Origin of the sequence: Pedobacter soli (assembly GCF_900101435.1) — a bacterium.
Lineage (GTDB): Bacteria > Bacteroidota > Bacteroidia > Sphingobacteriales > Sphingobacteriaceae > Pedobacter > Pedobacter soli.
In genome coordinates this window covers 53,412-78,819 of record NZ_FMZH01000007.1, presented here as the reverse complement: position 1 = coordinate 78,819, position 25,408 = coordinate 53,412, and the positions used below count along the sequence as shown (strand labels likewise).

Genomic DNA, 25,408 nt, shown 5'->3' with positions numbered 1-25,408 from the left:
TGCTATGATCAGGTGAGGTTGCTTAACAAAAAGCCAGAAATGGCTCCTGCCGAATGGTAGTACGCAGGTTCTAACAATTTAATTTTTCAAAAAATGGAAACTAAAGTTAATCAAAACGGACAAGCAGCTGTAAACAGTATCAAAGCGGACAAAACCCCAAAATTTGTTGCTGGGAATCCCGTAAACAAGGAAGCAAAAAAGGCCGAGGCCAAAAATGAAGCTGAACCATCTAAATCCGAAGAAGGCAAGCCACACGCTGCCCCGGAAGGCTCTAAAGCTGAGTTAAAAGAACAATTGGCGCAGCAAAAGCCAGTGTTGAATTTGGACGAGACTTTAAAACTGGTAGCCGAACTGAGCAAAAGAACGGCTTTGCGTGACCGCTATAAAGGTTATATCGATGCTTTAACCGGCTTTGAGCAGGAGCAAAAAGATAACGTAGATGAATTGGAAGATGAAACGGCATTTCAAATGTGCGAACTGGTGATTACCGATAATAAAGGCAACAGGTTTTCCACTAAAAGCCCATCGGTGATTAAAGGAACGGTTACGTTTATAAGTGGTCGTTTTGGTGAACGTTTGGGCGAGGTGGAAGCAGGGATTGTTTTACCCGCCTAAATCTTAGTGCCTCCCGAGGTTCTCGGGAGGTTATTTATTCACGCTAAAACGATCAGTTATGTTAGAGGCATTTAAAGAATTTTTAGATAAGATGTATTATGAGGGTTATGCAAATGAATTTGAAGATGATAACCCGACCGCTTTCTATAGTCAGTACAGAGAGTTTAAAATTAATCACGGAGGCTTACCGCTATGAAATATGAAACGATTTTTTTAATGGTACGTGTGACGGTTCATGCGGATCATGAACATGTTTTTGATACAGTTAAGGAACTGGAAACCCAGTCTACCCTTTCACTGACCGACACAGCCAATATCAATGTACTGGAAACGGAAATACTTGTCTCCAGGATTCACAACCCTAAAGTGAACAGGGTCAAAACACATAAAAAAGTATTTGCGGTTTCAGCTGAAAATAAAGGTTCATGAAGTGGTTTAATGAATGTAGGACGCTTGACCAGGTTAAAGCGTTATACAAAACACTGGCTAAACAGTATCACCCCGATCTAGGGGGTGATACTGAAACGATGCAGGCCATCAATAAAGAATATGCGTTTGCATCAGCCAAAGCGATTAAAGACGGGAACCTGAGCGAGGAGGAAACGGAAGCTGAAATCCGCTTTTCAGAGGAATACCGAACGGCACTTGAAAAGATCATCCATTTAGAGGGGATCACCATTGAACTGGTCGATTATTGGATATGGGTAACGGGGAATACCATTGTCGTTAAGTCAGAGCTTAAAAATGCAGGGTTCTTTTTTGCCTCAAAAAAATTAGCATGGTATTTCCGTACAGCTGAATATAAATGCAAGGGTGGTAAGAAAAGCCTTGAAGAAATCCGTCAGAAGTATGGTAGCGAGGTTGTAAAAAGCAAAAAGCCAATTAACAGGAATTATTTACAGCATTAAAAACGGAGGCGCTACCGACCAAAGCGCGCAAACATTATGGAAATGAGAATTTTAAGCCCAGATAGCACACAGATATTCTGTAACCTGATCGAAAGGATGCAGGATAAACAGCATTTAAAAATAGAGAACGAACCTTTTATAGCTTTAAGCATTGAAAAAACCGCACAGGATATAGCCTTGACAGGTTATGGCAATGCCAGTGTTTACAGCCTTGCACATTATTATACTTTGAATGGTGATCTCATGAGCGATCCCGAAATGACCTTCATTGTTATTCATAAAAATGAGGCACTAAACATTTCGGATGGCACTATTATCCTGCCCCGCTCCTTTCAGCAATCCGATATGGGCATTTATGAGGAAAGTATTATTTTTCATTTGCCACAAGGCATGGAGGTTAGTAAGAACATGCAGGCTGAACACACGGAATTTGCGGAGGTTTGGCTGAACAATATTAAAGATCAGGGATTTTTGAAAAGGGTATGAAACCACTTACCGATCTTTCAGGCTCTGAAAAAGCAAGGCTTTTGCACGAGCTATTTCCAAAAGAAATACCTTTGCTGTTAGCGGATATCAAAATGTTCTGCGAAAGTTTTAAGCAAAATAAAGAAGTCTTCCGCTCCCAGTGGGGTGATGGTTTTATGTCCTTTGATTATTGGCAAAACCATTCGGAAGAAACGGCCGGCATTTTAAGAAAACATACTTTTAACATGACTAGAAGCAGTAAGGTATTTTCTGACCAGTTATATTTTACCTACACCTCTTTGTTCGTCACTGATCGTATCATAAAGTATGCAGAACATCAAAGTAAGGACGAAAAATTTAAATTGATCGTTCAGGTTTTATTTACTTAGTAGCTTTAAGGGGAATAATTATTCCCCTCATCGTTATTTATGGCTGGTGTCGACGAAAATTGCCGGCGGCCCTTACGGGCATCAAGATTCAGTAGATGTTTTATCGGACCGAATAAAACTTTTAAATACAAAAAATAATTTCTAAATAAATTGATCTGTTTTTTGTGCCCATTGTCCTACGCGACATTAATTAAGGTAATTGTAGTAACAGAAATTATTAAACCCCTTCTCAAACTCATATTTTCCCTTTATTATATTTTTGATTTTTTTATCTACTTCCGAAAGGTCTTGAAAATCTAAAATCCCCATTCTGATTGGAGTGTCAATGAAATTTTCTACATGTACCTCCTTTAAATAATGAGTAAAAATTGCTTTGCCGCAGGAATCATTAACGGTTAGATACCATCTTTCCTTATTTATTGCTGGAATGCAACGTAGCACCAATGTAAATCTGATTATATCATTCAGGTCTAAATAATTAAGCGAAAACGTTTGAAGGCCGCTCATCACATCCCACTGTCCTCCACTCCAACCTTGCCTTACTGGTAGTTTAACTTTCTTGTTAAATGGTTTTGCAGCACTGCTTAAGAAAAAAGTGTGAACAACATTGGTTGCTTTATATAAGATCAGGGTGTACCTGAAAATTCTTTCATCCCGATGCTTAAAATCACCTGTATAGCAATCGAATAGTTCAGGCCTTTTGTTTTTATCATTATTGAGATTTCCCTCAATAAAAATGGCATCCGCGACAAAAGGATATTCTATTGGCGCCAAGTTGAATTTAGTAGGATTATCAAAAGTTCCATCTTTTTCATAGAGTTTACGAGAGACAATGCTATGGCGATCCCTGATATGCTCCATGCCTGTATGATCATCACCATGTATAAAAATCAATCCCTTAGCCGAAACCTTAAAAATATCCAGTTTTTTAAACGTAAAATTGAATAGGTTATCCTCGCTGTATTCAGGTTTTCCTGCCTCCTTTAATACAGCGGCAATTTCATTAGCAGTTAGCAATTCTTCCATAATATTTCAATTAATTATCTGAGCCGACTTTACTCATTTATTTATAATACATTGAGCATGATGTCCATTCGTTTAGTCGAAATCTAATTCAATACCATCATCCTGAGGATTATAAATATCAAAATACAATCGTTCGACCTGAAGGTCTCTATTGTTACGCAAATATCCTTCTATCGTTTTTCTTAAAATTAATGGTTTCGCAAAAGCTCTCAAATAAAATTTCGTCGGATAAAGGCCCAACCAGGATATTTTAAAATTATCATAGTCAAAACCGTGCAAATCGAGCAGCCAGTCATAATATTCACCAAAACCTTCCATTTTTCTATCAGTAATTTCAGAAGGATGCAAGCCAAATTTGAAACACAGGTTGAAAAACATATCAAACAGTGGGTACTCATTATCCTGAGGTCCATAAAATGTATTTCTAAAAGAAAACTTATCGGGGTCAGGATAAGTTGCCGCTATAAATTTATCAAGGAATTCTGACTCCTGAAAAGATAATACATCGGTTATCGCCGCATAATAATAATGGTATGCATCGAATTTAATGTGGAGCTGTGAAGTAATGCGTTTCTTGATTTCCTTTTTGAGAGATTTATCTGCAACTGGATGAAAAAAAGCAAGAGTATTGAAATGCTGCAATAAATCCCGGTCTCCTTCAAGGGCGTACTTAAATAGTTGCTTACGGTCAAGAGCAGATAGCTTAATGATTTGTTCCCTCGTCTTCAATTCTGCCGTGAAAACCCCCAATCGTTTTTCAAGATACATGTCTTTTTTTTGCAGAAAAAATGTAATGAGCTCCTTCAACATATTTGTAGAAAGCTGGTAACGCTTACTACTGAAAAAGCTATTGACCTGAGCATAAGCGTCTGTACCCGGTAAATCTGCTTTAGAAAGACAACTCATAATTGCTTTGGTAATATTTTCTACTTGTTTGTCATTCATTTCAATCATTGCCGCAAGACAAAGACAATTGTTAAAAACCTCTGGGTATGGGTTACGCCAAAATGCCCCCTCTTCTGGTGAGTAGGCTTTGTAAGCGTCATCAACTAGATGATGATTTGCTAATAGGTTGCTGATCATTCCAAAGAACTTCCCATCCTTTCCTTTGTAAGGAATTGATTTAAAGTGGTATTTATTGAAATATCGCCAGGTCACTTTATGTTGACCATCAAAAATAAGACGCTGGATATGGTAGTCATTAAATTCGGATATCACATAACTATTGGTCTCACGAAGCGCCAAAGCTATAAATATTCCCTCCGTAAATTCCTCCATTTGAAGACTGAATTCACCAAAACTGTCATACACTATCCAGTTTCCACCAATAAAAGAACTCAATTGGGCAAATCCATTCAGCAATTGATCGTAAGAATGTGTATTGAAACTTCCTCCTCCGATAAAGCTTTGATACTCACTTCTCAATTTTGATATGGCAGTCTGGATTTCATAGGCACTATCAGAATAAAAACGAACATCCTTAATGTAATTAAAAAGTTTTCGGTGATGGCTTCTGTTCCGGGCAGAATAGACAGCTTGATCCAAATTGATCTCCATCAACTGCTTTCCATGCTCCATTGTTTCATAATCGTAATAATTGCTTTTTATTAACCTTCCCAATTTGATCAGATTAAATTGGGTAATCAGAAATAAGGTCTTTTTGCCTTTATTGAATGCTTGTTTACCAATTTTTTGAAATGCTTGTACCGCTTTAAGATAATTACCAAGTTCATAATGCATATATGCAATCTTCATCTGGTCATCTAAAGATTTGTTTTTGGGTTCTGCAAGTTTTTCTATGGTCTGCGGAATTTCCAGCCTGTTATAGCAACAGACTACACAATTGCAATTACCATGGCTGAAATACCGTGTGGATACTTCCTTCCTGGATTTTTGAGAAACAATTTCATAAATATGATTTTGAGTGAACTTTACCAGCACCGCTTTTGCCTTTTTTTCATAATCTTCGACATCCTGAATGTAGGAGGAATCGGTAAACACAATTTTTCCGTCAGGCTGGACCTTGAAAGTATCTAGCATTTTCACCAGGTCATCATTATCTGTATACAATTTAAATTGCTGATAAAACGATGATTGAGCATCTGAAATCTTGAATGGGTAATACTGGGTCAATAAATGCATTGGAAGATATTGCACTTCCTCGAAAAGGTACTCAAGCAGGGTAAACAACTGCTCAAGGAGCGGTTTGCCACGATCAACCTGAAAATCTGTACCAGCCGTTAGGGCATTTACATTTCCTTCAGATACCCTGAAAAACTGTGATGTTTTAGATGCCTCTGCATCCCTTATAAAATCTAAAAAACTGTCGGGTTTCAGAATATTTTTGGGGTCTATAAAAATCTGTATGGATTTACTTTTTTTAGCTATCGATTCATTCAGTCTGTCTTCCAGCGTACTATCTAGTTGAATCGCATACCAATAAACTGTTTTTGTTGAGTTATCGCAAAGAAGAAACAATAATGCCCAGGGCATTTCCTGCTGATAATAGCGGATATGCCGGTTATCAATCTGAAAAGATATCAGTCCCCTGTTAGCAGTAGTTTTTAAGGGAGTTACAGGCTCATCAGTAGCTTTTACCTGTAGTTTGAACATATCCAGTGTATTTTCATTTGGTTTACTGATAAGTTCGATCTGAAAATCAACACCTCGGTCTTTTTGATGTTCTTCTGAAGTTTTATTGATCTTAAGGTCCTGATATTTTGTCCTTATAAGTTCCAGAACATTATCTAGTAATATATTACCCGATTCCTGAATCTCTTCGGTCGTTCTGGAATTCGTTGTTTTCTTGCCTTTTGCCATTTTTTGAGCGTTGTTGTTCAGCAAATTTACTCATTTATTGAATTGAGTACATGAGCCCAGGTTGTACAAGGATATTGGGTTATTTTTCAAAAATCACATTAAAAAATTAATGTGTAAATAAAAACCATCAAAGTTGATAGCCTGATACTATCTAAACCCCTGTCAAATACTATCACACTGAATTCTTACCTTTATACAAATTAAACGCGATCACAATGACTGAAGAAAAATTACAAAGGCTTAAAAAAGTACTTGCAAAGATTGAGAGCTACAGTAGAGACGAAAGGTATTTCAGCGAGCTAGAGGCACTGCGGGAAGAAGAATATCATATAGAAGGTGGTAAAACTGCTGAATATATAATGGGGAATTACCGCCACAATTTAGAGCAGACCGGCTGGAAACAGGCCGAGAGTTACAGGCTTGCCAAACGTAGAAGGCCCGTAAAAGGAGCACCTTCCGAATACTCGGATTATATCCGCAACTTCAAGCATGATGTCCAAGATGAATTATTCCGGGTTGAAATGTTCATAAGTAACCAGAAATAGACCAAGCATGGAAAATTTTGATGGTCCTGGATTATTAATCGATAGTAACATTTATGGCTTTGATTTAATACAATTGCTATGGAAACAACGATACGATCAGCCTGAACATGAGAAAATGCTGACCGTAATTTTGAAACTTATCAAGGTTGATTTGCGGCATTGTGAAGAAAAAGATCTGAAAGCGTATTTTTCAGAGGATGAAATCGAGGTCTTTAAAGGTGCAATTTCTATTCAAGACACTGAAAATACGGAAGTTTTAGCGAGATGGTTTGATGTGATGTTGACCCTGAATAAAAAAAACATCAAAGACTACATCATTCCAGCTCATCAATCTTATATGGAAGTACATTCTGCAACTAATGAGATAAACTACCTAGTCCGTGCCCTGGCACTTGTCAAATATGCAAAGACATTTTTCAAAGATAGGCTCGATGAGATATTGATTCAGGCAAAAAACTCAATAGTTAACTGCACTTCGGCGTATTTTCAACAGCTTATCTTAATAGAATTAATCTCTATCTACGGACAAAGGCGATGTCATGCCGAGTTTAGCAAGTTTCTTGAAGAAAAAATAAAGCACTTCATCTCCGTCAAAGACTTTCGGTCTGCAAGATTTTGTATCAAATCATTGCAGCTCATTGGCATGTTAAACAAAAACCAGTGCAATATACGCATGGCTGAAATTTACGAGGCAGAAGGAGATCAGCATGTGTCAGAAATGCAGCCCAATACCTTCTATCCTACAATTTCCGAGGTCTATCTAAAGGGCTTCAAGCTGATCGCATCCGCAACTGAATGCCAAGAGTTACACGATAGACTTGAACGAAAAGTTGCAAAATTCCAACTGGAGGTTTTTCGAACATTGCAGGCCGGTGGCTTACGTATGATACCAGAAATTGATTTGGATGACATTCATAAAAAGGTTCTGAATTTGAATCTGCATAGCTCCAATCTAGCTTACTATACTCTATTAGATCTTCCTGTGATTTCAAAATCCGCTGTTGAAGAATTAGCCAAGCGCGATAAGGAATCTCCAACGGTACTGGAACGATTTTTCTCTGAACAGGTTAAAATCACAAAAAAAGGCGCTCAGGTAGCTTCTCAGGACATTACGGACAGTTACACCAGTAATGCCCGGACTTATATGCGGGAAAAACTGATGGCCTATATTTATTTTATCAAAGGTACGTTGGATGGATATATTGATATGAACAAGGCGATGGTGATGCGTCTTTTGGAAGATGCAAAAAGTCCCTTTGTTCCAGGAGACAGGATGCACGACTATTGTTTAGGACTTACAGCAGGTTTCCAAAACAATTTTGTCACCGCTGCCCACGTGCTCATTCCTCAAATAGAAAACAGCCTCAGGCATTTAGCGGCTACGAATGATATTATTGTCACCACTTACGACAAAAGATTTCATTTGGAAAATCTCTTGGGAGGTTTGCTCACAAAAATCCGTCCGCTGGCTAACGAGGATATCATTGAAGAACTCAACAGTTTTCTTGTCGACAATAACAATGTTAATTTCCGGAACGAATTGTTACATGGATTAATGGAAACTACACTAGTTCACAAGTATGGGCAATATGCTTGGTGGCTATGTTTAAAGATGATCTTACAAACCAAGTCTATTTTTCCAGGAATAAAACAATAACTTTTTTGAAATTAACTTTTCGAAGTTACCCTCGTTTATTTTCTCTTTCGGCTCTTGATTGCATGTATTCCATAATGCGATCTGCAGGACGGAGTTTATGAAAAGTGGTTACGGACTCTTCGTAAAGATCACGTCGTTTCAGTTTTTCGGAAAGATTGAGCTCGTCTTTAAAGCCAAAGCCTTTATAATAAAATAAATCAAAAAATTTGTTCACGTCAGGCTGAGAAAAAAAGATGCCATCCTTCAAACACATTTTAATGAAATTCTCGTTGTCGAAAAGAAAATAGGCGCATAGTTCCAACTCGTCATAACAAAATACCCGTTCATGCAATAGTTCCCTGGAGAGTAAAAACTCCTTAAAACCCTGAATATGATCATCTTTTCTTTTGAGGGTAATTAAAAAACTTTCCAAATCATTGATGCATACCGCCCAGGGATACGGGCAATCCAAGGGTAATTGCAACAAAAGTCCCAGATCACACTGAATTTGCCCCAACCGTTCCTGAGTAACTACAATGGTAAATACCTCATCAAAGTCAGCAGGATTAATTGTTGCTATGGTTTGTTTTGATTTGTTCTTTATTTTAAATACCTCCTGGCCAAGAAAGAGTGTTTCTACTTCCCTAGCCTGCGAATATCCATTCCCAATTGATTTTTGAAAATCATCCTTAATTCGGTCATAAGCTCTTACAGGATCACGAAGTGGTTGCCGTTGTCGCTGTGCCTTACATTCTATAACATATGCAATTCTATTATGCAATATCAATAAATCCTTTTCATTACCATTCACATAATAGCCCCTGTAAAAATTTGCACCTGAATCAAAAAAATCCCGAAAAACTTCAGTTGTTTTTTCTTCCAGGTATAGGTCTCTCCTTTCAGAAATCTTTCTTCCAGGGGCATTAGGTCGATTACATACCTCATAAAGAAAGTCATAAATGGCATTGATTAATTGCTTAGAATAAATCATTAAGATACTTTCACCATCCATGATCAAAATAGGTTTACTCAAATACGGGCATTTATCGGTGTAATAGAGATAGTCTTTGTTCTCATTTCTTAATAGCGTAAAATAGGCTAGAAAAAGTTTGGCTTTTTCCGGATCGGCTAATTTATAAATCTCAGCTATTGGAATGGCCATATTAAATACCTTTCTGTCTGTTAAATCCAGAAGATGGATTTTTTGAGATTCTGAGAGTGAGTTGAAACGTTTTCCAAGCTTTAACGACCTCAAAACCGGATCGTCTTCGTCTTCCATGTAACGTTTTCCCCGCCCGATTTCCATATTGGTTAGCAGGATAAAAAAATCAGTATAATCATTAAGAGCCAGCCCAGTTTCCAAAAAAATGAATTCCTTATGGTATTGAAAAGTGCGTTTGATCCTTTCAATATCCTGCTCCATATAAGACAGTGTGGCGTTAAGATAATAATTAAGAAATGTGCTCTTTGTGGTGAGCATGTGATTAAATTCTTCCTGGGACATTTCACCTTTTTTGGTGCGCTCTGCCTCATATCCATATCCCTTTTCTATTTCGTTTAACAAACGAATAATAGCTTTGTGATCATCTGTTCCCGCCGCATAGAGCGCTCTTCCTCCAATTTCGGTTGCATGGTAGAGACTAACTAGATACATGAGCTGACGAACAGGTGAACGAAGCTTAATCTGCCCGGTAGATTGCCTGACATGCTGGTTAGCCAGAAAAGCTATATGCGCTGTAAAATTCCGATGATCGTATTTTCTTATAATAGATTTTAATTCATTCGCAATCGCTGTTGCTCTATCTTGTGTAAGCTCTTTCATTATGGGTAATCCAAAGTTAGATATATCAATTAGTTACAAGCTTGCGATTTATCCACAACCGAATGCATGGTGTTATAAATATTTTCAATCAAAAGGTCTTACTTCTGGTTGGACTTCTTTGGATAAATTTCCCTCAAAACGGCAAAAATACCATCTAGGTGTTGCAATGGGCTCCCTCCGTCCCCGCAGGAAGGGATTCCTTCAGAAAAACCAAAGGGTTGCTCCAAAAAGAGCAGCCCTTTTTCTTTGAGTATCAGTAGTTTATGTTCAAATTCAACATTTATTGAAGGTGTTCTAAAACTACCCTCTTTATACCCGAGTCCCTGTTTGAACACCTGATGCAAAATAGCGTGTTTTTGTGCCAGACTGGAATCCTGAAAAATTTTCGGCATATTCATCAAATATGGCATCAACTGCAACTCGCCATGCAGATCGCTTTCCAACCTTTGGGATAAATCAAAATCCTCTCTCAGCTTCGCTTTTTCCCCTTCATATTTGATCATCCAGCGTTTATAGGTATGATCGATAATAGTACCGTCAAACAGTTTATTTTCGACAGCTTCTATCTTGGCATCAATAGCCTTTAATTGGGCGTTCAAAACCTTTTTTCGTTGCTCACTAATGTGCAAGGTAGATTTAGCCAGCCCCGTTACCCGACTGATCAAATGATCTACGGCACTTTGAGTAAAGCTCAATTCTTTTAACAAAGCTTCAAAAGTATCATGTACTTTTTGACCGGGTATATTTAAGCCACTATGACTTACACAGCGATGGGCTCCCTCCTTCCCCGCAGGAAGTATTAAAACGCGTGTTTTAGAACACGCGTTTTTGTTTTTATATAGCACATTTGCAAAACGACAAAAAGAACAACCTTTGATGGGTATTAACGTTTTATACTAAAAATCATATTGTTTTTCTAAAAATAGACCATAAAACCCCGAGAGTTTTAGGGGATTCGAACACCTTCAATTTACATCCTCGGCAGCCAAAAGTGCAAATTTCACTATAAAATCAAGTATTTCCTGCCCCCTCTACCCCTGACAAATCATTACCAATGCTATAATTCATGCTTCAGGATCTTATCAGCCATTTGTTCTGGAAGGTTATTTGAGTTCAGCGCAATTACCCTAATCAAAAAGTAAGACTAAAATGAATCCTTTACAGAAGCTTCTATTTTTCCCAAACTTACCTCATCCTGTGAAAATTCGCCTGTATCCCAAATCTTAAAGTGTTACGTAAAGGATTATAACCAGATCCGGCTATGTATGAAAAATCCAGAGCCAAACGGCTATAATGTACCCCTAAGCCCAGAGTAATATATGAATCGCCCGCCTTTTGGGCATTTTGATAAAGATAGCCACTCCTTAGATAAAGAATTTCCTTAAAACTCAGTTCAACTCCTCCGGATACCCCCATCTCCTGCAACTCCTCTCTAAATCCCCCAGGAGCATCGCTGAAGGAACCAAATACGCCAGCGGGAACTGAACGGTCAGGATCTTTTCCTTTTATTATATTTCCCGCCGAATCATAGACCGGTTGAGTCGGCACCATTAGTTTATTTAAATCAAGAGCAAAAGTGACTTTTGTTGATCCCTCACCAAATCTCAAAGAAGATCCCAGTTTAAAGTTTGCAGGGAGGAAATAAGACTTTAGCGTACTACCATAGATCATCTTTGTACCAATATTGGAAAGCGCCAGACCAAAACTTAAAATAGCCGGCGTTCCAATCAATTGTATTTCCGACTTTTCAAAAGCAGATATATCCACCGCTACAGCTTTGCCCGCACGCACATTTTTATTCCCTGCGCCGCCTCCAAGCAAATTACTGTTGATATAACGCAGATTACCACCGAGCGCAAATCCGGGGCCAAGCTTTAATGCATAACCGAGGTCTAATGCAACCTCACCAGGATTATACACACCCAGATTCTGAAAGTTTTCATCACTGAAACTTACCTTCCCTATGGAGAAATACCTCAGAGAAGCAGACAACGTATTTCTTTCATTCAGTCTATAATAACCACTGAGATAAGAAATACTCATATCAGGCGCGAGTTGCTTTAACCAGGGACTGTAAGAGCATGATACACCAAAATCTCCTTCCGGGAGAAAAGCTAAGGCCGATGTGTTAATGGCCGTCGCATTAGCATCAGCATCAAGAGCTACACCTGCATTACCCATAGCCCCAGACCTTGGTTGGGGTATAATCAACAGGAAAGGTACCGCAGTGAGTATATTGTTCCTTATCCCCGCATCTGCTTGTACACCATTTATTGACTGAGCCAATAGCGTATGCTGGAAAAGCACTAAAATACCCAATAGGAAACCTCTTATTGAACACACAGATACATACTTTTGCATAAAATACCTGCTATACGTACAAATCCATATCAAAATGAACATTTAACTTTCCAAAATAAGTATTATAGTCATCCCCTAAATGAATCCACGGGGTACTCATCTCAATACCTGCTTCCAAAAAAATAGCACAGGAAAATTCGCAAGAGTATTTTTTACAAATGTCATTAAAAACCGCTGTCTTGTTTTTTGCCAATTCAATAAAACCGTTCATCTGCATTTCAAAATCATCATCGACTTTAAAATTTGGAGAACAAATCAGCCATCTATTTAAGGTAGCCAGTTTTCCCTGGGATAATTTTGGATTGATTGGCAAACCCTTAAAATATTCTTTAACGGGTGTGATTCCAAATAAGTTAGTCAGTTCTGCGTGAGTTATATCTTCAAATCCACTCACACAAAAACGTAATTCAACTTTATGTTTTTTCATATACTTTTAATAATACATTACGGATTACTTTTCCTAAAACGACCGATATTCCATAAAAGATCTACACAATATTCTATTAGCATAGTTTCATTTCTCTCCAGATAGGATTTTTTTCCAGACGCTTAAACGGCTAACATTTTAATAGCAAGGCCTTCTGTCAATAAACGGAACACCTTAGGCTCCATATCTATCATCCTAGTTCATTCTTACTTATTTCTTAGGTGAGTAAAGTATATCAAAAAAGCTTATAAAATGTACTACAATGTTAGCTCTATTTTTTGTTATAGTTTTTAAAATCTAGATCCGATATTTTTCATTTCCTTAAAAAATTGGTAAAAGCTCTGGCAAAAATATCCGTGGCGCTACAATCCTAGGGGCTATTATTGGCATTGTTGGCATTACCGGAACCGTCACAACAGGAGCAGGTGAGATTACAGGAAGCGTTAAACCACTTCTGTACTTTATATGCCACCAACCATTATTATAAACTTTCATCTGATCTAAATTTTTCAAATTGATATAAGTGGGTTCAGGTGGCCCATTCCCGCCTTTTCGTACTTCATATACCCATCCATCTTTATCTTTATAGAGATCTATTTTTCCACCACCCTGTTTGTCAGAGTGATCCCACCCACTATCCTTCAATTTTTGTATCTCTCCTTTGGATAGTAACTTTAATTGTCTCTCATTGGGATCTGGCTGAAATAGGTTATGAGCCAAATGGTTCAATCCGGCAATTATTGCTCCGGTACTTGCGCCCCTCCAGAAATCACCTCCTGTTAGTTCAGCTGTTACTCCTCCTGAAACCGCAGAAAATGCAAGCATTCCGATAGGACTATCTGCAAAATCTCCACCCCAAGTACCCCAAGCACTACCTGCAACTGAGCTTATTGCGCCTGTGGCAAAACCTGTCAGGAATTTACCACCTGAAAGCTCAGAAATACCACCCTGAGCTAGTCCGTGTGCCGCACCTCTTAACATTTCATGCCCGAATTTGCCAATACCACCGAACTGCTCGCCAATCCCCATCGTCACTGCCCCGGAGAGAGCGCCAAAACCTACCGATTTACCGAACTGTCCCCAATCCCAATTTTTAAATCCTCCATTGCTCAGTCCCACGCTTGCAGTGTAACTCACAGCCCCTACACCTGCACCAATGATTGCACCGGTAATAATGGTCGCTACAAGTTTGCCTACAAGAGGAATAAGAAATGCGAAAATAAATTCTCCACTAGGATCTGTAAACATTAAGGGATTATTCATCGCATAAGCATACCGGTTAAAATTTTGGGTATTTGAAGGATCTTGTATATTATTGTCCGGACTTAAGAACCGATGTAGTTTGGGATCATAAAGTCTTCCATTCATGTGTATAAGTCCTACCCCAAGCAGGTGCTCATGGCCTGTAAAACCTCGATCCAAGATCTGGAATACAGCGAGTGCATTTCCATAACCATCTTCAATCTTCAAAATATTACCCCAGGCATCAAATTGTCTCTTCTCCACCACCCCACCTTGCTCATCTGTAATCATGACTATACTACCGAGATAATCACGATGCAAAAAGTATAGATTTTGAGTATGCTGGCTACTTTGAAACTCCTCCTTCCAAATGGCCGGAGCCGAGTAAGGATCTCCGTCAAGATAAAAGATAAAGCTGGTTTTTCCAGTCTGCATATCGCTAGTAATCTCCATGCCACCATCTTCACTGTAATGCCTCCTGAAACGCCTGTTCAGCGGATCAGCTTGCTCGTCACCATAATACACATGAGACCTGGACATACCAGCATTATACTGAAACGAGATTCTTTCCTTACCTTGCTCAATTATTTCAACAGGAGCTTTAAACGCATTATAGCTAATCTGCTGAAGAGCATGTTCTTGCTGATAGTATCCATTTGCAGTCGCATTATTACTAAGATCGAGCTCCGTCTGTTTATAGCTTCCTCCATCGTAAGTATAATCCCCCAACTCGCTATTATTCAGTATCCGCCCCCGATTATCATAAGTCTGACTCTTATTTCCCTGGTTATCGTTAAAATTAGTCAGCCTATCCTGATTGTCATAACTAAAACTTTCAGCCCAATTAAAGGCACTGTTACTTCTGTTTGTTAATAAGCCACGTTGCGAGTCAAAAGTATAACCCAAATCCATAAGCGTTACTGGATTCCCCGAAACATTCTCTACAATAGTCTGCTGCGGCAAACCATAAGAATTATACTGATAAGTATTCTTCAATGCTAATCCCTGTGTGCTAATACTGAGTTTACCTTTACTGTCCAGATTATTTAATTTCCAAATAACCTGACCTGTTCCCTGAAAAACAGTCTGCAGGAGCTCTCCGTTTTGATACTGTTTTTCAATCACTTTCTGAACGGTGATATTACTCTGCTTATCCTTAGCTTCATAGCCCTCAGTTATTACCCTTCCGAAACTGTCGTAAGTATAAGACCTAACAAAACGCGCATGCAGATTATCCTCCACCGTGCTACTCAATCGTTTATAACTATCGTAAGAGTAGCTATAGCTGGCATTATTTCCATCCGAATTGGTCAACGCAAGGTTAGAAATCAGCCTAGTCGCAGGATCGTAGGTATAATTATATTTCATGTTGGTACCATCCCCAACGATTTTCTTTTCATCCAGGTTTCCCGCCGCATCATATTTGTATTCCGTATAACCTTTAGGTGAGACCTCTTTTGTCAGCTGTCCCCAGTTATCGTATTCATATTGATAGATTCCCGCGCTCGGGTCGGTCAGTTTTGTTTTTCTACCCCAACCGTCTTGCTCAATACTCTGAACAAATCCTCCATAATTCACCGTTTTAACATTACCATTTGCAAAATGGGTGTAATTGATCGTTCCCCCAGGATCCACAAGGCTCGCAATTTTCCCAAAAGCATCATTCGTTGTGGTAATTGTCTTTACCCCATCATTAGCAGTAATACTTAAACCGTTATAGCTCAAATTGACAATTTTACCAGTGTAGCTAACAGTCTGCTTACTCCTACCGTATTCATCATAGCTTGTGGTATTCCACTGTGAATAATTTCCTGCCTGAGAAGGTTCACTTACCGCACTCTCCCGTCCGTAAACATCATACTGAGTGGCAGTACCGATATATTGTCCTAAAATATTCTTCTTTCTAACCTCAATTACCTGCCCCAAAGCGTTGGTAACCGAGATAGAAGAGTGTCCCTCATCATCAGTATCGGTAATGAGAATATTAAAGCCATCGCGCTGGTAGCTCGTTTGTGAATTGGTACTAAGGTAATCAGTAGTAGTTACCAACCTGCCCCAGGTATCATAAACATAGCTCTCCACCTGACCGGTCGGACTTGTTGAGCTTAACTTATTTCCCATCACCGGATCGTAGACAGAACCAGATGAAATACCATTAACATCGGTAGAAGATATCACAAATCTCCCTGAAGCATCATAGATCATAGACATTGTTCTTTGTCCACCACCTGGTGCGGTAACAGTTTTTTGTTTTAGGTTACCGAAGCTATCGTACTGAATATCTTCAGTTAACCAACCTGTTCCCTGCCCCTTCTTTTTGGCCTGCGTAGGAAGAAAACCCGAATAAGTATATTCCTCTTCCTTACTTGTGACATCTGAGCCATTGTTAAGGGTCATGGATACCTTCAGCGGTCTGCCTATATAATAACCTGAAGGATTATTATCATAAGTTACCTCAACAATCTGACTACCAACCCCATTTATATTATTGGTTGTCTTAGTTCTATTAAAATAACCATCATATTGGGCAACCTGGGTCTGGAAAGTATTCTTTAGCATATCCTTCTCACAGGTGGCAACAGCTACGTTAATAAAAACCTTGTTGGCAAGCAGCTGGCTACTGAAAGCCTGGTCAGACCTGCTTATATAATCAGTCAATGAAGCCCCATCAGCCACCCCGGCATTAGCTGGTGGAGAAGTAAACACCATATTCTTTATCGAGGGATTGATATACGTGCTCTTAGAGACAAATTGCCTAACCAATGCACCTCGCAGTTGCGGATCAAAAACTTGGGTAGTAAAATTACGGTTATTGTCACCATTTCCTGTAGACCAATTACTCCGGATAACCTCACCAAAGCCAAGGAAACCAAGCCCACCGGCGTGGCTCACAGCCTTTCCATAGCCAAATACCTGGCTAAGCTGTTCGGAACCATAATAACGGGTAACCTTACTGACCACATTCAAACCCGGAATAGTCTGCAAGTCGACATAAGGATAACTCTGATCATAACCTGCAGCATAAACCTGAATATCATTGGTGTAGACCTGCTCACTATCAATAGATTTATATTCTATAGCATGGGTTACACCATCCTGATTGACACTGGTAAGTTGAGACTCGATCTTAAAATCCCTATTGAAGCGATAAAGAGAAATACTATTATTGCTCATAAAGCCAAACTCCAACCTAACATTAGGTTTAGATGGATTTAAAAAGATCGGAATAGGATAATGCTTTAAAGGACCATAATTACTTGTTGAAGCTCCATAAAAGAAATTCGGCTGTCCATTTGAAGATGGAGCGCCACTATAATAGACAGTCATATAAGTACTGCCATAGTTGCTGTTGTTGGTGGTAACGGTCCTCGAAGAGAGAATATCTGTTTTACCATCCCCATCGACATCGTTGGCAACCAGATAATAAAGATCAAGCGTACCAGGAGGATTTCCGTTCCAGGTTCCGGCAGTATTATTAAATGGTTGGTACTGTTCCCTTTTTTCAAAGGATTTCCCTGTCGACATAAAGGTAGCGAAGAGAGAATTGTTCCCTGTAGAAAACATCACGTCAAGTTTTCCGTCACCATTGTAGTCACCTAGAAGTATTTGCTGAGAAAGGCTAATCCTGTTATCAGGAAGGTTCCAAAGCAGCTGAAGACCACCTGTACTATTCATACTGTAGACATTCATTACCCCATTTTTTACATGAAGAATATCTGTCTTACCATCACCATTAAAATCTCCGGTTAACAGCTTCTCTCCTGTAATATAAGTCTGAGCAAGTCCACCTAAGTTAGTAACATAATTAGCGGTAAGTCCCCTATCCATGTTTACAAAATAAGCATTAGATCCCCTATCCTCATATTGCGGCATTCCATAATAATAGCTTGCCCGGTCATCCCATGGATCTTGATAATATTCAAGCGACTCATGGGTCACCACAAATCCGTCATTGACCGCAATAATATCCGTTAAGCCATCACCATTGAAATCCCCAGAAACAAATTTCATCGTCAAAGGCATCCCATCATGAGTCTGATAATCATAATCTGAAAAATATGCCGGCCCTGCAGGCACATTATCCCAGGTTTTGGTATATTGATAATAAACCGGCTGAACCGTTCCTGAAGAGTAAACATCGAATTTAAACGCATTTGAACCATTCTGCTTAACCAAAAGCATTCCCTGTCCTGAAAGAACCTTATTGTTCCAACTCAGCGAAGTGGTCGGAAATATATCTAAAAAAGCGCCAGTATTTACCTGATAACCAACCTGATAATAAGGCGAGTTGGGTTCCATATCATAAAAGGCCCAGAACTTATCCTTATAACCGTTTGGATACAATAAAAAATCCATAGTACCATTCCCGGTGAAATCAGCCGTCAGGATCTCCGAGTTATTACTCGCTATTCCTGAAAGACTAAGATTACTTATCGTATTGGTAACTACAACATCATTTGTAGCGCCATAGCTAAAATAAATTGGACTAAAAGAAGACTGCTCACTTCCATTGAACTCCTGTATGCTAATAAGCTTCTGATAATTTAAAGTCCCTACCACACCATAAGAAAGCTTATAATGTCTGGTATAGCTACCACTTCCGATTACCGATATTTTATCTAAAATCCTATCCTGATAGGACGAAATTCCACCAGTGTAACCTTGCTCAGCCCTATAGGCATATCCGTAGCTAAAGACAACCTGATTGATACCAGCCGCAGCTCCAATCCCACCATATTCGATTTGAGAGATAAGCATAACATTATTTGCGTTAAGATACTGATAGCTAATACGCGCCCCAACCGGATTTTCAGTATAAGTCAGCGCATACTCATCCGGAGTCCTGGAAGATGAACTACTCCCATAAAACGCCTTAGAGCCATCAGGATATAAAACCTCAAAATATTCAGGCCCGCTATTATTACCAAAAGGCGAGCTTCCATGAGAAATAATCCTAAGATTGGAATAATTCTCAGTCTGGTATTCACTCCCATCAGCTCCATAAATGCCACTTTTAGGAAGCAAACGTTGACCATCAAGGGCAAACCTATCAGTTTGGTTAAAATTTACCCCATCAATCCGGCCATCATGGAACATACTAGTAGAGATACGTCTTATCGCAGATAGTCCCGTCACGCTCCAACCCAATCCCGCAATACCGCGCCCAGCCTGACTATTATACGAAATGGAAAGCTGGGGAAGCACCTTACCGATCCCTGGAGGAACGGTAATTGGAACACTATAGGTTGACCCGCCCGTTGCAGAAACGTCCAAAGAACTGGCAGTCCTGCCAGCATCAACAGTTACCCCTCCACTTGGCGGATCTACAGGGTCTACCGGATCAACAGGTGGATAACCTGGGTCCCCAGGATCACCAGGAGCCACCACTTTATTGGCAGTATTTCTAGATACCTTCCCCCCTTTAGCACCCTTCAAAGCCAAAGTATCCTTTTTCGAAACAGGAACAGCCCCCTCTACATAACGGATTTCTTTAAACAGCAGAGGTTTAACAGAAGTAGAATCCATTACAGAGGTATCAGCCTGCTTAGTTGATTTCCCAGGTTGCGTTTGAGCTGAACAGAAGGCAATAAAAAAGACAGAAAAAAAACTTGAGAGCAAAAAATGTTTCATGAGTATATGGCGATATTATCTAGATTTTAATGAGTTTAACGGACTCTGAAGTACTGTCTGAGTATTTGATAACCAACAGGTAGGTTCCTGGTGGAATTTTATTTAAAACAATCTGGGTATTTTTATCTTCAGGGCTATACTTACCTGTAAACACCCTATTGCCTCCCATACCAATTACCTCCATGGATTTGACATAAGCCCTATTGGGAAGCGTCCAGGATACATTCACACTCTCACTTACCGGGTTCGGATAGACTTTCAGTGTTTTTTCCGTAATCCCATCGCCCTCGTTTTGAGCTGGTGAAATCCCAGTTGACAGTTTTTTTTCCGCAAGCAAACCAGCTGCAGGTCTACAATTGATGCAAACCCACCGTCTTTCGGACTGATTGCCCGACGCGTCATAACTGAAGTTTAATTTTTGTGCACGTACTTGTACAGGTACATAGCAAAATACTATGGCTAAAAGAAGTAGATAGACTTTAGGCATTTTGAGAGCTTAAAATGAGCAGTTAATTCTTAGTTTAATTTTAACGCCACGAAGATGTAAAACTGGCAAACAACACCATTACTTTTTTACACGAACACGCTAATTTATTACACGAAACCACTAATAAATCCATCAATTTGATATACATCAAAATATTCAAAAGCAATAGTGGAGTTTCTATATTTGACTAGAGTGATTTAGTCGTCAGATTTAGAAAGGAACTTTTAAAGTTGATTATATGAGGTATGGTGGTTACTCCGTTCCATAATCATGTTTTGCGTTGAACTTAGATTCCTGCTGTTCACCGGGAATTGACTAGTATCGGTGCCTTACGAAAGCCATCAAAATTTTATCGATCAATGTGATGCTCATTTTAAGAAAAAAGGCTGTACGACTGTAGATGACCTAATTGCTCATGCAAAAGACTGTGTGACAATTAACAATATAAAATTAGTAGCGGATGGCAATTTAAATCTGCGATTAAATTCAGCAAAATCATCCTTGCTAAGATGCGATACAATAATGGAGAGAATCTAATTTTAAGTATGCTAGTCAACCAGTTAATTATTCAGACTTTTTCGAGTAAATATCCTTTAAAACAGAAAAGATGCCTTCGAAGTGTTGCAATGAACTCCCTTCTTCCCCGCCATAAGTACAAAAGCGCGTGTTTTTAGAACACGCGCTTTTGTCTTTTATATAAGATTGATAATCAATCATTTGTAAAACAACAAAAAGAACAACCTTTGATGGGTATTAACGATTTGAACTAAAAATCGTACTGTTTTTCTAAAAATAAACTATAAGACCCTGAGAGCATTAGGGGATTCGAACACCACAACTTCCCCAACATTGTTGGACTTTATTGTTTTAAGGCCTTCGTATACAATCTTTTAGTGTTCTAAATTTGTCCTCTAAACTTAAATCAGTATGTAACTGATAGAAGAGGAGTAACTATTGGCTAAATAATTTGTTGAACCGAGAAAGTTTACATAGATTTACACACTTTAATGCCATTTATGTGATTTAAATCACACAAATCATACTAAATACGTGGATCATGCAGATTAAAAGAACGGTACAGAAAAATTTATCCTCCTGGAAAATAGACCCAAACCGTAAACCGCTGGTACTCCAAGGCGCAAGACAGGTTGGTAAAACATGGTTATTGAAACATTTTGGTGCTTCCGAATTTGACAATGTTGCATATTTTAATTTTGAGGAACAGCCGGATTTAAAGCAGTTTTTTGAAAATACCAAGGATATACAGCGCATTATACAAAATTTATCACTAGTGCATGGTTTACCGATACTGCCGCAGAAAACACTGATTATATTTGATGAAATACAGGAATGTAATGAAGCACTAAATGCTTTAAAGTATTTTTATGAGAATGCACCTGAATATGCGGTGGCTAGTGCAGGTTCGCTACTTGGGGTTGCGATGTCAAAAGGTAATTCATTTCCGGTAGGGAAAGTTGATTTTTTAAGGGTAAATCCAATTAGTTTTTCTGAATTTTTATCGGCGGATGATCCTCAACTTTTTGCCTATGTTGAAAGTATAGATAAGCTGGAACCTATACCCGATATCTTTTTTAATCCGTTGGTAGATAAATTAAAAAAGTTTTTTATTTGCGGGGGAATGCCCGAAGCGGTAGTTGCTTTACTGGAACAACAGGACATAGAAAAGACACAGCAGGTGTTGCAAAATATAGTGAACGCATACGCTCTTGATTTTTCGAAATATGCGGAGAGTAAGGATGTGCCTAAAATTAACCATCTATGGGCTTCAATTCCTTCACAACTGGCAAGGGATAATAAAAAGTTTCTTTACCAAAGCGTAAGAACAGGGGCACGTTCAAGAGAATATGAAGACGCCTTGCTTTGGCTTTCGCATGCGGGCCTGGTATACAGAATTTTTAGAATAACCAAGCCAGGGTTGCCTGTTTCCGCTTACGATGATCTTTCGGCATTTAAACTTTATCTGATTGATGTAGGTTTGTTGCGCAGGCTTTCATTACTTGATCCGATAGCTATTAGAGAAGGAAATCGTTTATTTACAGAATTTAAAGGCGCTTTGACCGAAAATTATGTGTTGCAGCACCTAATTAAAAATTTTGAAGTGCAGCCGCGCTACTGGACTTCGGGTAACCAGGCCGAAGTTGATTTTATTATTCAGATTAAAAATGAGATTGTCCCTATTGAAGTGAAATCTGATGAGAATGTACGCAGTAAGAGCCTATCGATATATAATAGTCTTTATGAACCATCTGTACGGGTAAGATATTCATTAAAAAACCTGAAAAGAGATGATGGGCTAATTAATATTCCTTTGTTTTTGGTCGACTATACAGAGAAATTACTTGCACTTATTTAGGAGAATTTATGACCGGTTTTTATGCTTATAGATATTCCTTATTATCCGTAAAAGCTCTAGCAAGTGTTCTAATGGGTTGACTTCTTCCCCGCCAAAAATGGTTCAAAACCTTATAAAAGCCCGCAAATCGTATGATAGCGGGCTTTTTTAATTTTCGGAAGTACCAAAATATGTATAAAATAGATACTTGAGGTGAGCAGTTCGGTGAGTAAATTCAATTTTGAAAAGTGCGCACTCGAAACGACATAAAATACTAATCTTCAATATATTAAGAAGATATACATCTTGATTTTTAATGACTGCAAAGCTAGATTTGTTACACTTTAAGGTGAGTCATTATGAAAATTAATTTGAGTTTACTCTTCTACTTAAAGAAGAGAAAAAGTTATAAAAACGGCCCTACATGGGGATCTCGGCAATAGTATCCACCTGTTTTCGAGCATAGTGGCCAGCTTTTTCGGTCTATATTACTGACTCTATTTCGCTTCAAAATGGCCACTCGGCTCACTTTAAGAAGTTTTAAGCTTTCCGGAAGCCTGACTGGGCTCATTAATTGTTTTGCATGGAGAAATTAAATTGTCGATGCGCTAAAGACCTTAAAATCGAAATTTATAAATCTTTAGTTGGAGTATTTTTGATCGAAGGTAATTTTCTGTTAGTCCAAGTCTAAATTGTCCTTTTAGACGCTGAATATTGCCTTCTAAGGAATCAGGTGAAGGGTCAGTGAACCAACAATTACGAATACTGTTTGAAAAATGACCAGGTCAGATTGGGCCGGATTGGATATATTTGGGTCAGTCTTTAGGATACCATCAAGATCAGATGGTAAAAAATGGAGTGTACAGTTGCTAAACTTCAGCTATTATTTTAACATTTACTCAAACTTTCCGGTTAAGCCTGCGTTTATACTCCGAGATACTCTTATCGCCTTCGACTTCGATTGCCGTGACCGTATTGGAATCACTTAAAATCGACATCGATGGAAAAGCACATACTTATAGTAGAGGATGATAAGGAAATTAGCGAATTATTTCAATTAATCTTCGAAATCGCAGACTATCAAACCACTGTATTCACGATTGCACCTGATCCTGAATTTATAAATAAACAGAACTTTAATTTGGTTGTAATGGATATCAGGCTCTTAGGATCCAGATATAATGGTGATGAACTCTGTAGAATATTTAAAACGCGATTCCCGGAGAATAAAACTCCCGTATTACTGATGTCGGCGGAGTCTAACGGGAATATTTTGGCAAGAAAATGTGGAGCAGATAGTTTCATGGATAAACCGTTTGATATTGATAAACTTCTTGCACGCGTTTCCGAGATGATGGTTTAGAGTGTGTTTTCCTGTATATTATATCAAAATCCCTTATCATGTTTGGATATTTTTATCCATAGAAGAAACTGATGCATTCAAGTCTCAAGCCGCAAAAGAATAGTACATTAAAAAGAAGTTGAGGGCTTACACCGAAAATTTCAAACTCGTATTTGTTGTAAAGATTCAGGCTTAAAATTTCGGTATCGAAAACTCGGGTAGCTCAAATCGAATTTGTTTTTTTAAAATTATGTGAAATCGCTATCAGCGGGGATGTATTTTATCTGATCATTAAAATCCCACGCGATCGAAAAATGATTATAACTATTTTGAAATAAATCAATCTGGTCAGGGATTAACGCATTGCTTTAAGCTTGATTATCTTCAATCTATGCATGAGCTTAATAACAGCATAACCAGTATCCAATTCGAACCACTTTACTGCATTATTTGCTCTTCCCGGATTTTTGTGATGGTTATTATGATATGCCTCTCCCCAGAAAAGCAGATCCAATGGCAGGATGTTCCGGGAGGTATTTCCTAGCGCGTAGTTTCTATAGCCAAACCTATGCGCCCACCAGTTGACAGCAATTCCCTGCAAAGCGCCCATAGAAAATGTTAGGGGAAGGAATAACCACATCCACCAGTGGGTTACAAAGACAGCGTAAATAGCAGTGTACAGCGCTCCCCAAAGTACCCGCGCCAACCAATTATGAGCAAATTTATCAAAGGATTGCCACTCGGGAAGATCTTTACTGTACTTCTCCTCCACAATTGTGTACCCTTTGAAGATATCATTATAGCTATTGCGTGTCTTCCAGAGCAATGCCGGTATACTCTGGAAAAATGAAGGAGAATGCGGGTCATTCACCGTATCTGTATGGGCATGATGAAGCCTATGCATCAATCCGTAGGCCCTTGCACTGATATAAGATGAACCCTGCGTGAGAAAGCAGCAGATATAAAAGAATTTTTCCCAGGCCTTGCTCATTGTAAAATGATTATGTGCCGCATAACGATGGTGGAAGAAAGACTGGAAAAACAAAGAAGCATACCAGTGGATAATCAGGAAGATGGGGATTAACATATTTTATCTTGAAGTTTAATTACGAAAAATTAAACTAGCGGCCAAAATAGGCCCGTGTCGGATAAAATTAAGTACGGCAATATAGTTATTATTTCTCGGCTTCGAGCAAGCCCTGGAAATTTAAGCAGCATCGGTATGGGAATGCTCACTTAACCGATGCAATTCAACTTTAATCAGATTAATTTTCTTGCATAAATTACTGGAATAAAAAAACACCTTTCCTTGCGGAAAGATGTCCATACAATATAAAGG

19 protein-coding genes are annotated in these 25,408 nt (G+C 38.7%); 10 read left to right on the top strand and 9 right to left on the bottom strand.

The window, feature by feature from the left end:
* The first annotated feature begins 93 nt into the window (after positions 1-93).
* The 6 genes from BLR37_RS15840 to BLR37_RS15820 are packed head-to-tail and all read left to right on the top strand — an operon-like array spanning position 94 to position 2,377.
* The gene (locus BLR37_RS15840) at positions 94-615 is read left to right on the top strand and encodes a hypothetical protein (protein WP_090770205.1); all 522 of its coding nucleotides are present in this window, start codon (positions 94-96) and stop codon (positions 613-615) included.
* A 58-nt stretch (positions 616-673) separates the two neighbouring features.
* On the top strand, positions 674-811 hold the full coding sequence (locus tag BLR37_RS25395) for a hypothetical protein (RefSeq protein WP_167356624.1): 138 nt from the start codon (positions 674-676) through the stop codon (positions 809-811).
* Positions 808-1,044: a hypothetical protein gene (locus tag BLR37_RS15835; RefSeq protein WP_090770204.1), complete on the top strand. Its 237-nt coding sequence runs from the start codon at positions 808-810 to the stop codon at positions 1,042-1,044. The genes BLR37_RS25395 and BLR37_RS15835 overlap by 4 nt, the downstream gene beginning before the upstream one ends.
* Positions 1,041-1,523: a J domain-containing protein gene (locus BLR37_RS15830; RefSeq protein ID WP_090770202.1), complete on the top strand. Its 483-nt coding sequence runs from the start codon at positions 1,041-1,043 to the stop codon at positions 1,521-1,523. Before BLR37_RS15835 ends, BLR37_RS15830 begins: the two co-directional genes overlap by 4 nt.
* A gap of 42 nt (positions 1,524-1,565) precedes the next feature.
* The gene (locus BLR37_RS15825; protein WP_090770200.1) at positions 1,566-2,009 is read left to right on the top strand and encodes a DUF6908 domain-containing protein; all 444 of its coding nucleotides are present in this window, start codon (positions 1,566-1,568) and stop codon (positions 2,007-2,009) included.
* Positions 2,006-2,377 carry a hypothetical protein gene (locus BLR37_RS15820; RefSeq protein ID WP_090770198.1) on the top strand — a complete coding sequence of 124 codons (372 nt, stop codon included), beginning with the start codon at positions 2,006-2,008 and terminating at the stop codon, positions 2,375-2,377. Before BLR37_RS15825 ends, BLR37_RS15820 begins: the two co-directional genes overlap by 4 nt.
* A 186-nt stretch (positions 2,378-2,563) precedes the next feature.
* Here BLR37_RS15820 and BLR37_RS15815 read toward each other — a convergent pair whose 3' ends face one another.
* Positions 2,564-3,403 carry a hypothetical protein gene (locus tag BLR37_RS15815; protein ID WP_090770196.1) on the bottom strand — a complete coding sequence of 280 codons (840 nt, stop codon included), beginning with the start codon at positions 3,401-3,403 and terminating at the stop codon, positions 2,564-2,566.
* A gap of 72 nt (positions 3,404-3,475) precedes the next feature.
* Positions 3,476-6,223 (bottom strand): DUF4365 domain-containing protein, encoded by a 2,748-nt coding sequence (locus tag BLR37_RS15810; RefSeq protein ID WP_090770194.1) that lies wholly within the window; start codon positions 6,221-6,223, stop codon positions 3,476-3,478.
* Positions 6,224-6,438: 215 nt separating this feature from the next.
* Here BLR37_RS15810 and BLR37_RS15805 point away from each other — a divergent pair, with 215 nt between their 5' ends.
* Entirely contained in the window at positions 6,439-6,768 is a 330-nt protein-coding gene (locus BLR37_RS15805) for a hypothetical protein (protein ID WP_090770191.1), read from the top strand.
* Positions 6,769-6,775: 7 nt separating this feature from the next.
* Positions 6,776-8,425 carry a DUF4209 domain-containing protein gene (locus BLR37_RS15800; RefSeq protein ID WP_090770189.1) on the top strand — a complete coding sequence of 550 codons (1,650 nt, stop codon included), beginning with the start codon at positions 6,776-6,778 and terminating at the stop codon, positions 8,423-8,425.
* Positions 8,426-8,450: 25 nt separating this feature from the next.
* On the opposite strand, the gene BLR37_RS15795 is transcribed toward BLR37_RS15800, so the two are convergent.
* The 6 genes from BLR37_RS15795 to BLR37_RS15770 form a co-directional block, all read right to left on the bottom strand.
* Positions 8,451-10,226, bottom strand: a complete 1,776-nt coding sequence (locus tag BLR37_RS15795) for a hypothetical protein (protein WP_090770187.1) — start codon at positions 10,224-10,226, stop codon at positions 8,451-8,453.
* A 98-nt stretch (positions 10,227-10,324) separates the two neighbouring features.
* Positions 10,325-11,071, bottom strand: coding sequence for a hypothetical protein (locus BLR37_RS15790; RefSeq protein WP_090770184.1), 747 nt, complete (start codon positions 11,069-11,071; stop codon positions 10,325-10,327).
* Between the two features lie 340 nt (positions 11,072-11,411).
* Entirely contained in the window at positions 11,412-12,587 is a 1,176-nt protein-coding gene (porV, locus tag BLR37_RS15785; RefSeq protein ID WP_090770182.1) for a type IX secretion system outer membrane channel protein PorV, read from the bottom strand.
* A gap of 10 nt (positions 12,588-12,597) precedes the next feature.
* Positions 12,598-13,014, bottom strand: coding sequence for a DUF4279 domain-containing protein (locus BLR37_RS15780; RefSeq protein WP_090770179.1), 417 nt, complete (start codon positions 13,012-13,014; stop codon positions 12,598-12,600).
* A 321-nt stretch (positions 13,015-13,335) separates the two neighbouring features.
* Complete coding sequence (locus BLR37_RS15775) at positions 13,336-19,887, bottom strand: RHS repeat-associated core domain-containing protein (RefSeq protein ID WP_090770177.1); 6,552 nt, start codon at positions 19,885-19,887, stop codon at positions 13,336-13,338.
* 19 nt (positions 19,888-19,906) lie between these two features.
* The gene (locus BLR37_RS15770; protein WP_090770175.1) at positions 19,907-20,374 is read right to left on the bottom strand and encodes a T9SS type A sorting domain-containing protein; all 468 of its coding nucleotides are present in this window, start codon (positions 20,372-20,374) and stop codon (positions 19,907-19,909) included.
* A 1,057-nt stretch (positions 20,375-21,431) separates the two neighbouring features.
* Between BLR37_RS15770 and BLR37_RS15765 the strand changes: the two genes are divergently transcribed.
* Positions 21,432-22,748, top strand: a complete 1,317-nt coding sequence (locus BLR37_RS15765) for an ATP-binding protein (protein ID WP_090770173.1) — start codon at positions 21,432-21,434, stop codon at positions 22,746-22,748.
* Positions 22,749-23,727: 979 nt separating this feature from the next.
* Positions 23,728-24,090, top strand: a complete 363-nt coding sequence (locus BLR37_RS15760) for a response regulator transcription factor (protein WP_090770171.1) — start codon at positions 23,728-23,730, stop codon at positions 24,088-24,090.
* Positions 24,091-24,424: 334 nt separating this feature from the next.
* Here the strand turns inward: BLR37_RS15760 and BLR37_RS15755 are convergent, their stop codons facing one another.
* Positions 24,425-25,156, bottom strand: a complete 732-nt coding sequence (locus BLR37_RS15755; RefSeq protein ID WP_090770169.1) for an acyl-CoA desaturase — start codon at positions 25,154-25,156, stop codon at positions 24,425-24,427.
* Between the last annotated feature and the right edge of the window lie 252 nt (positions 25,157-25,408).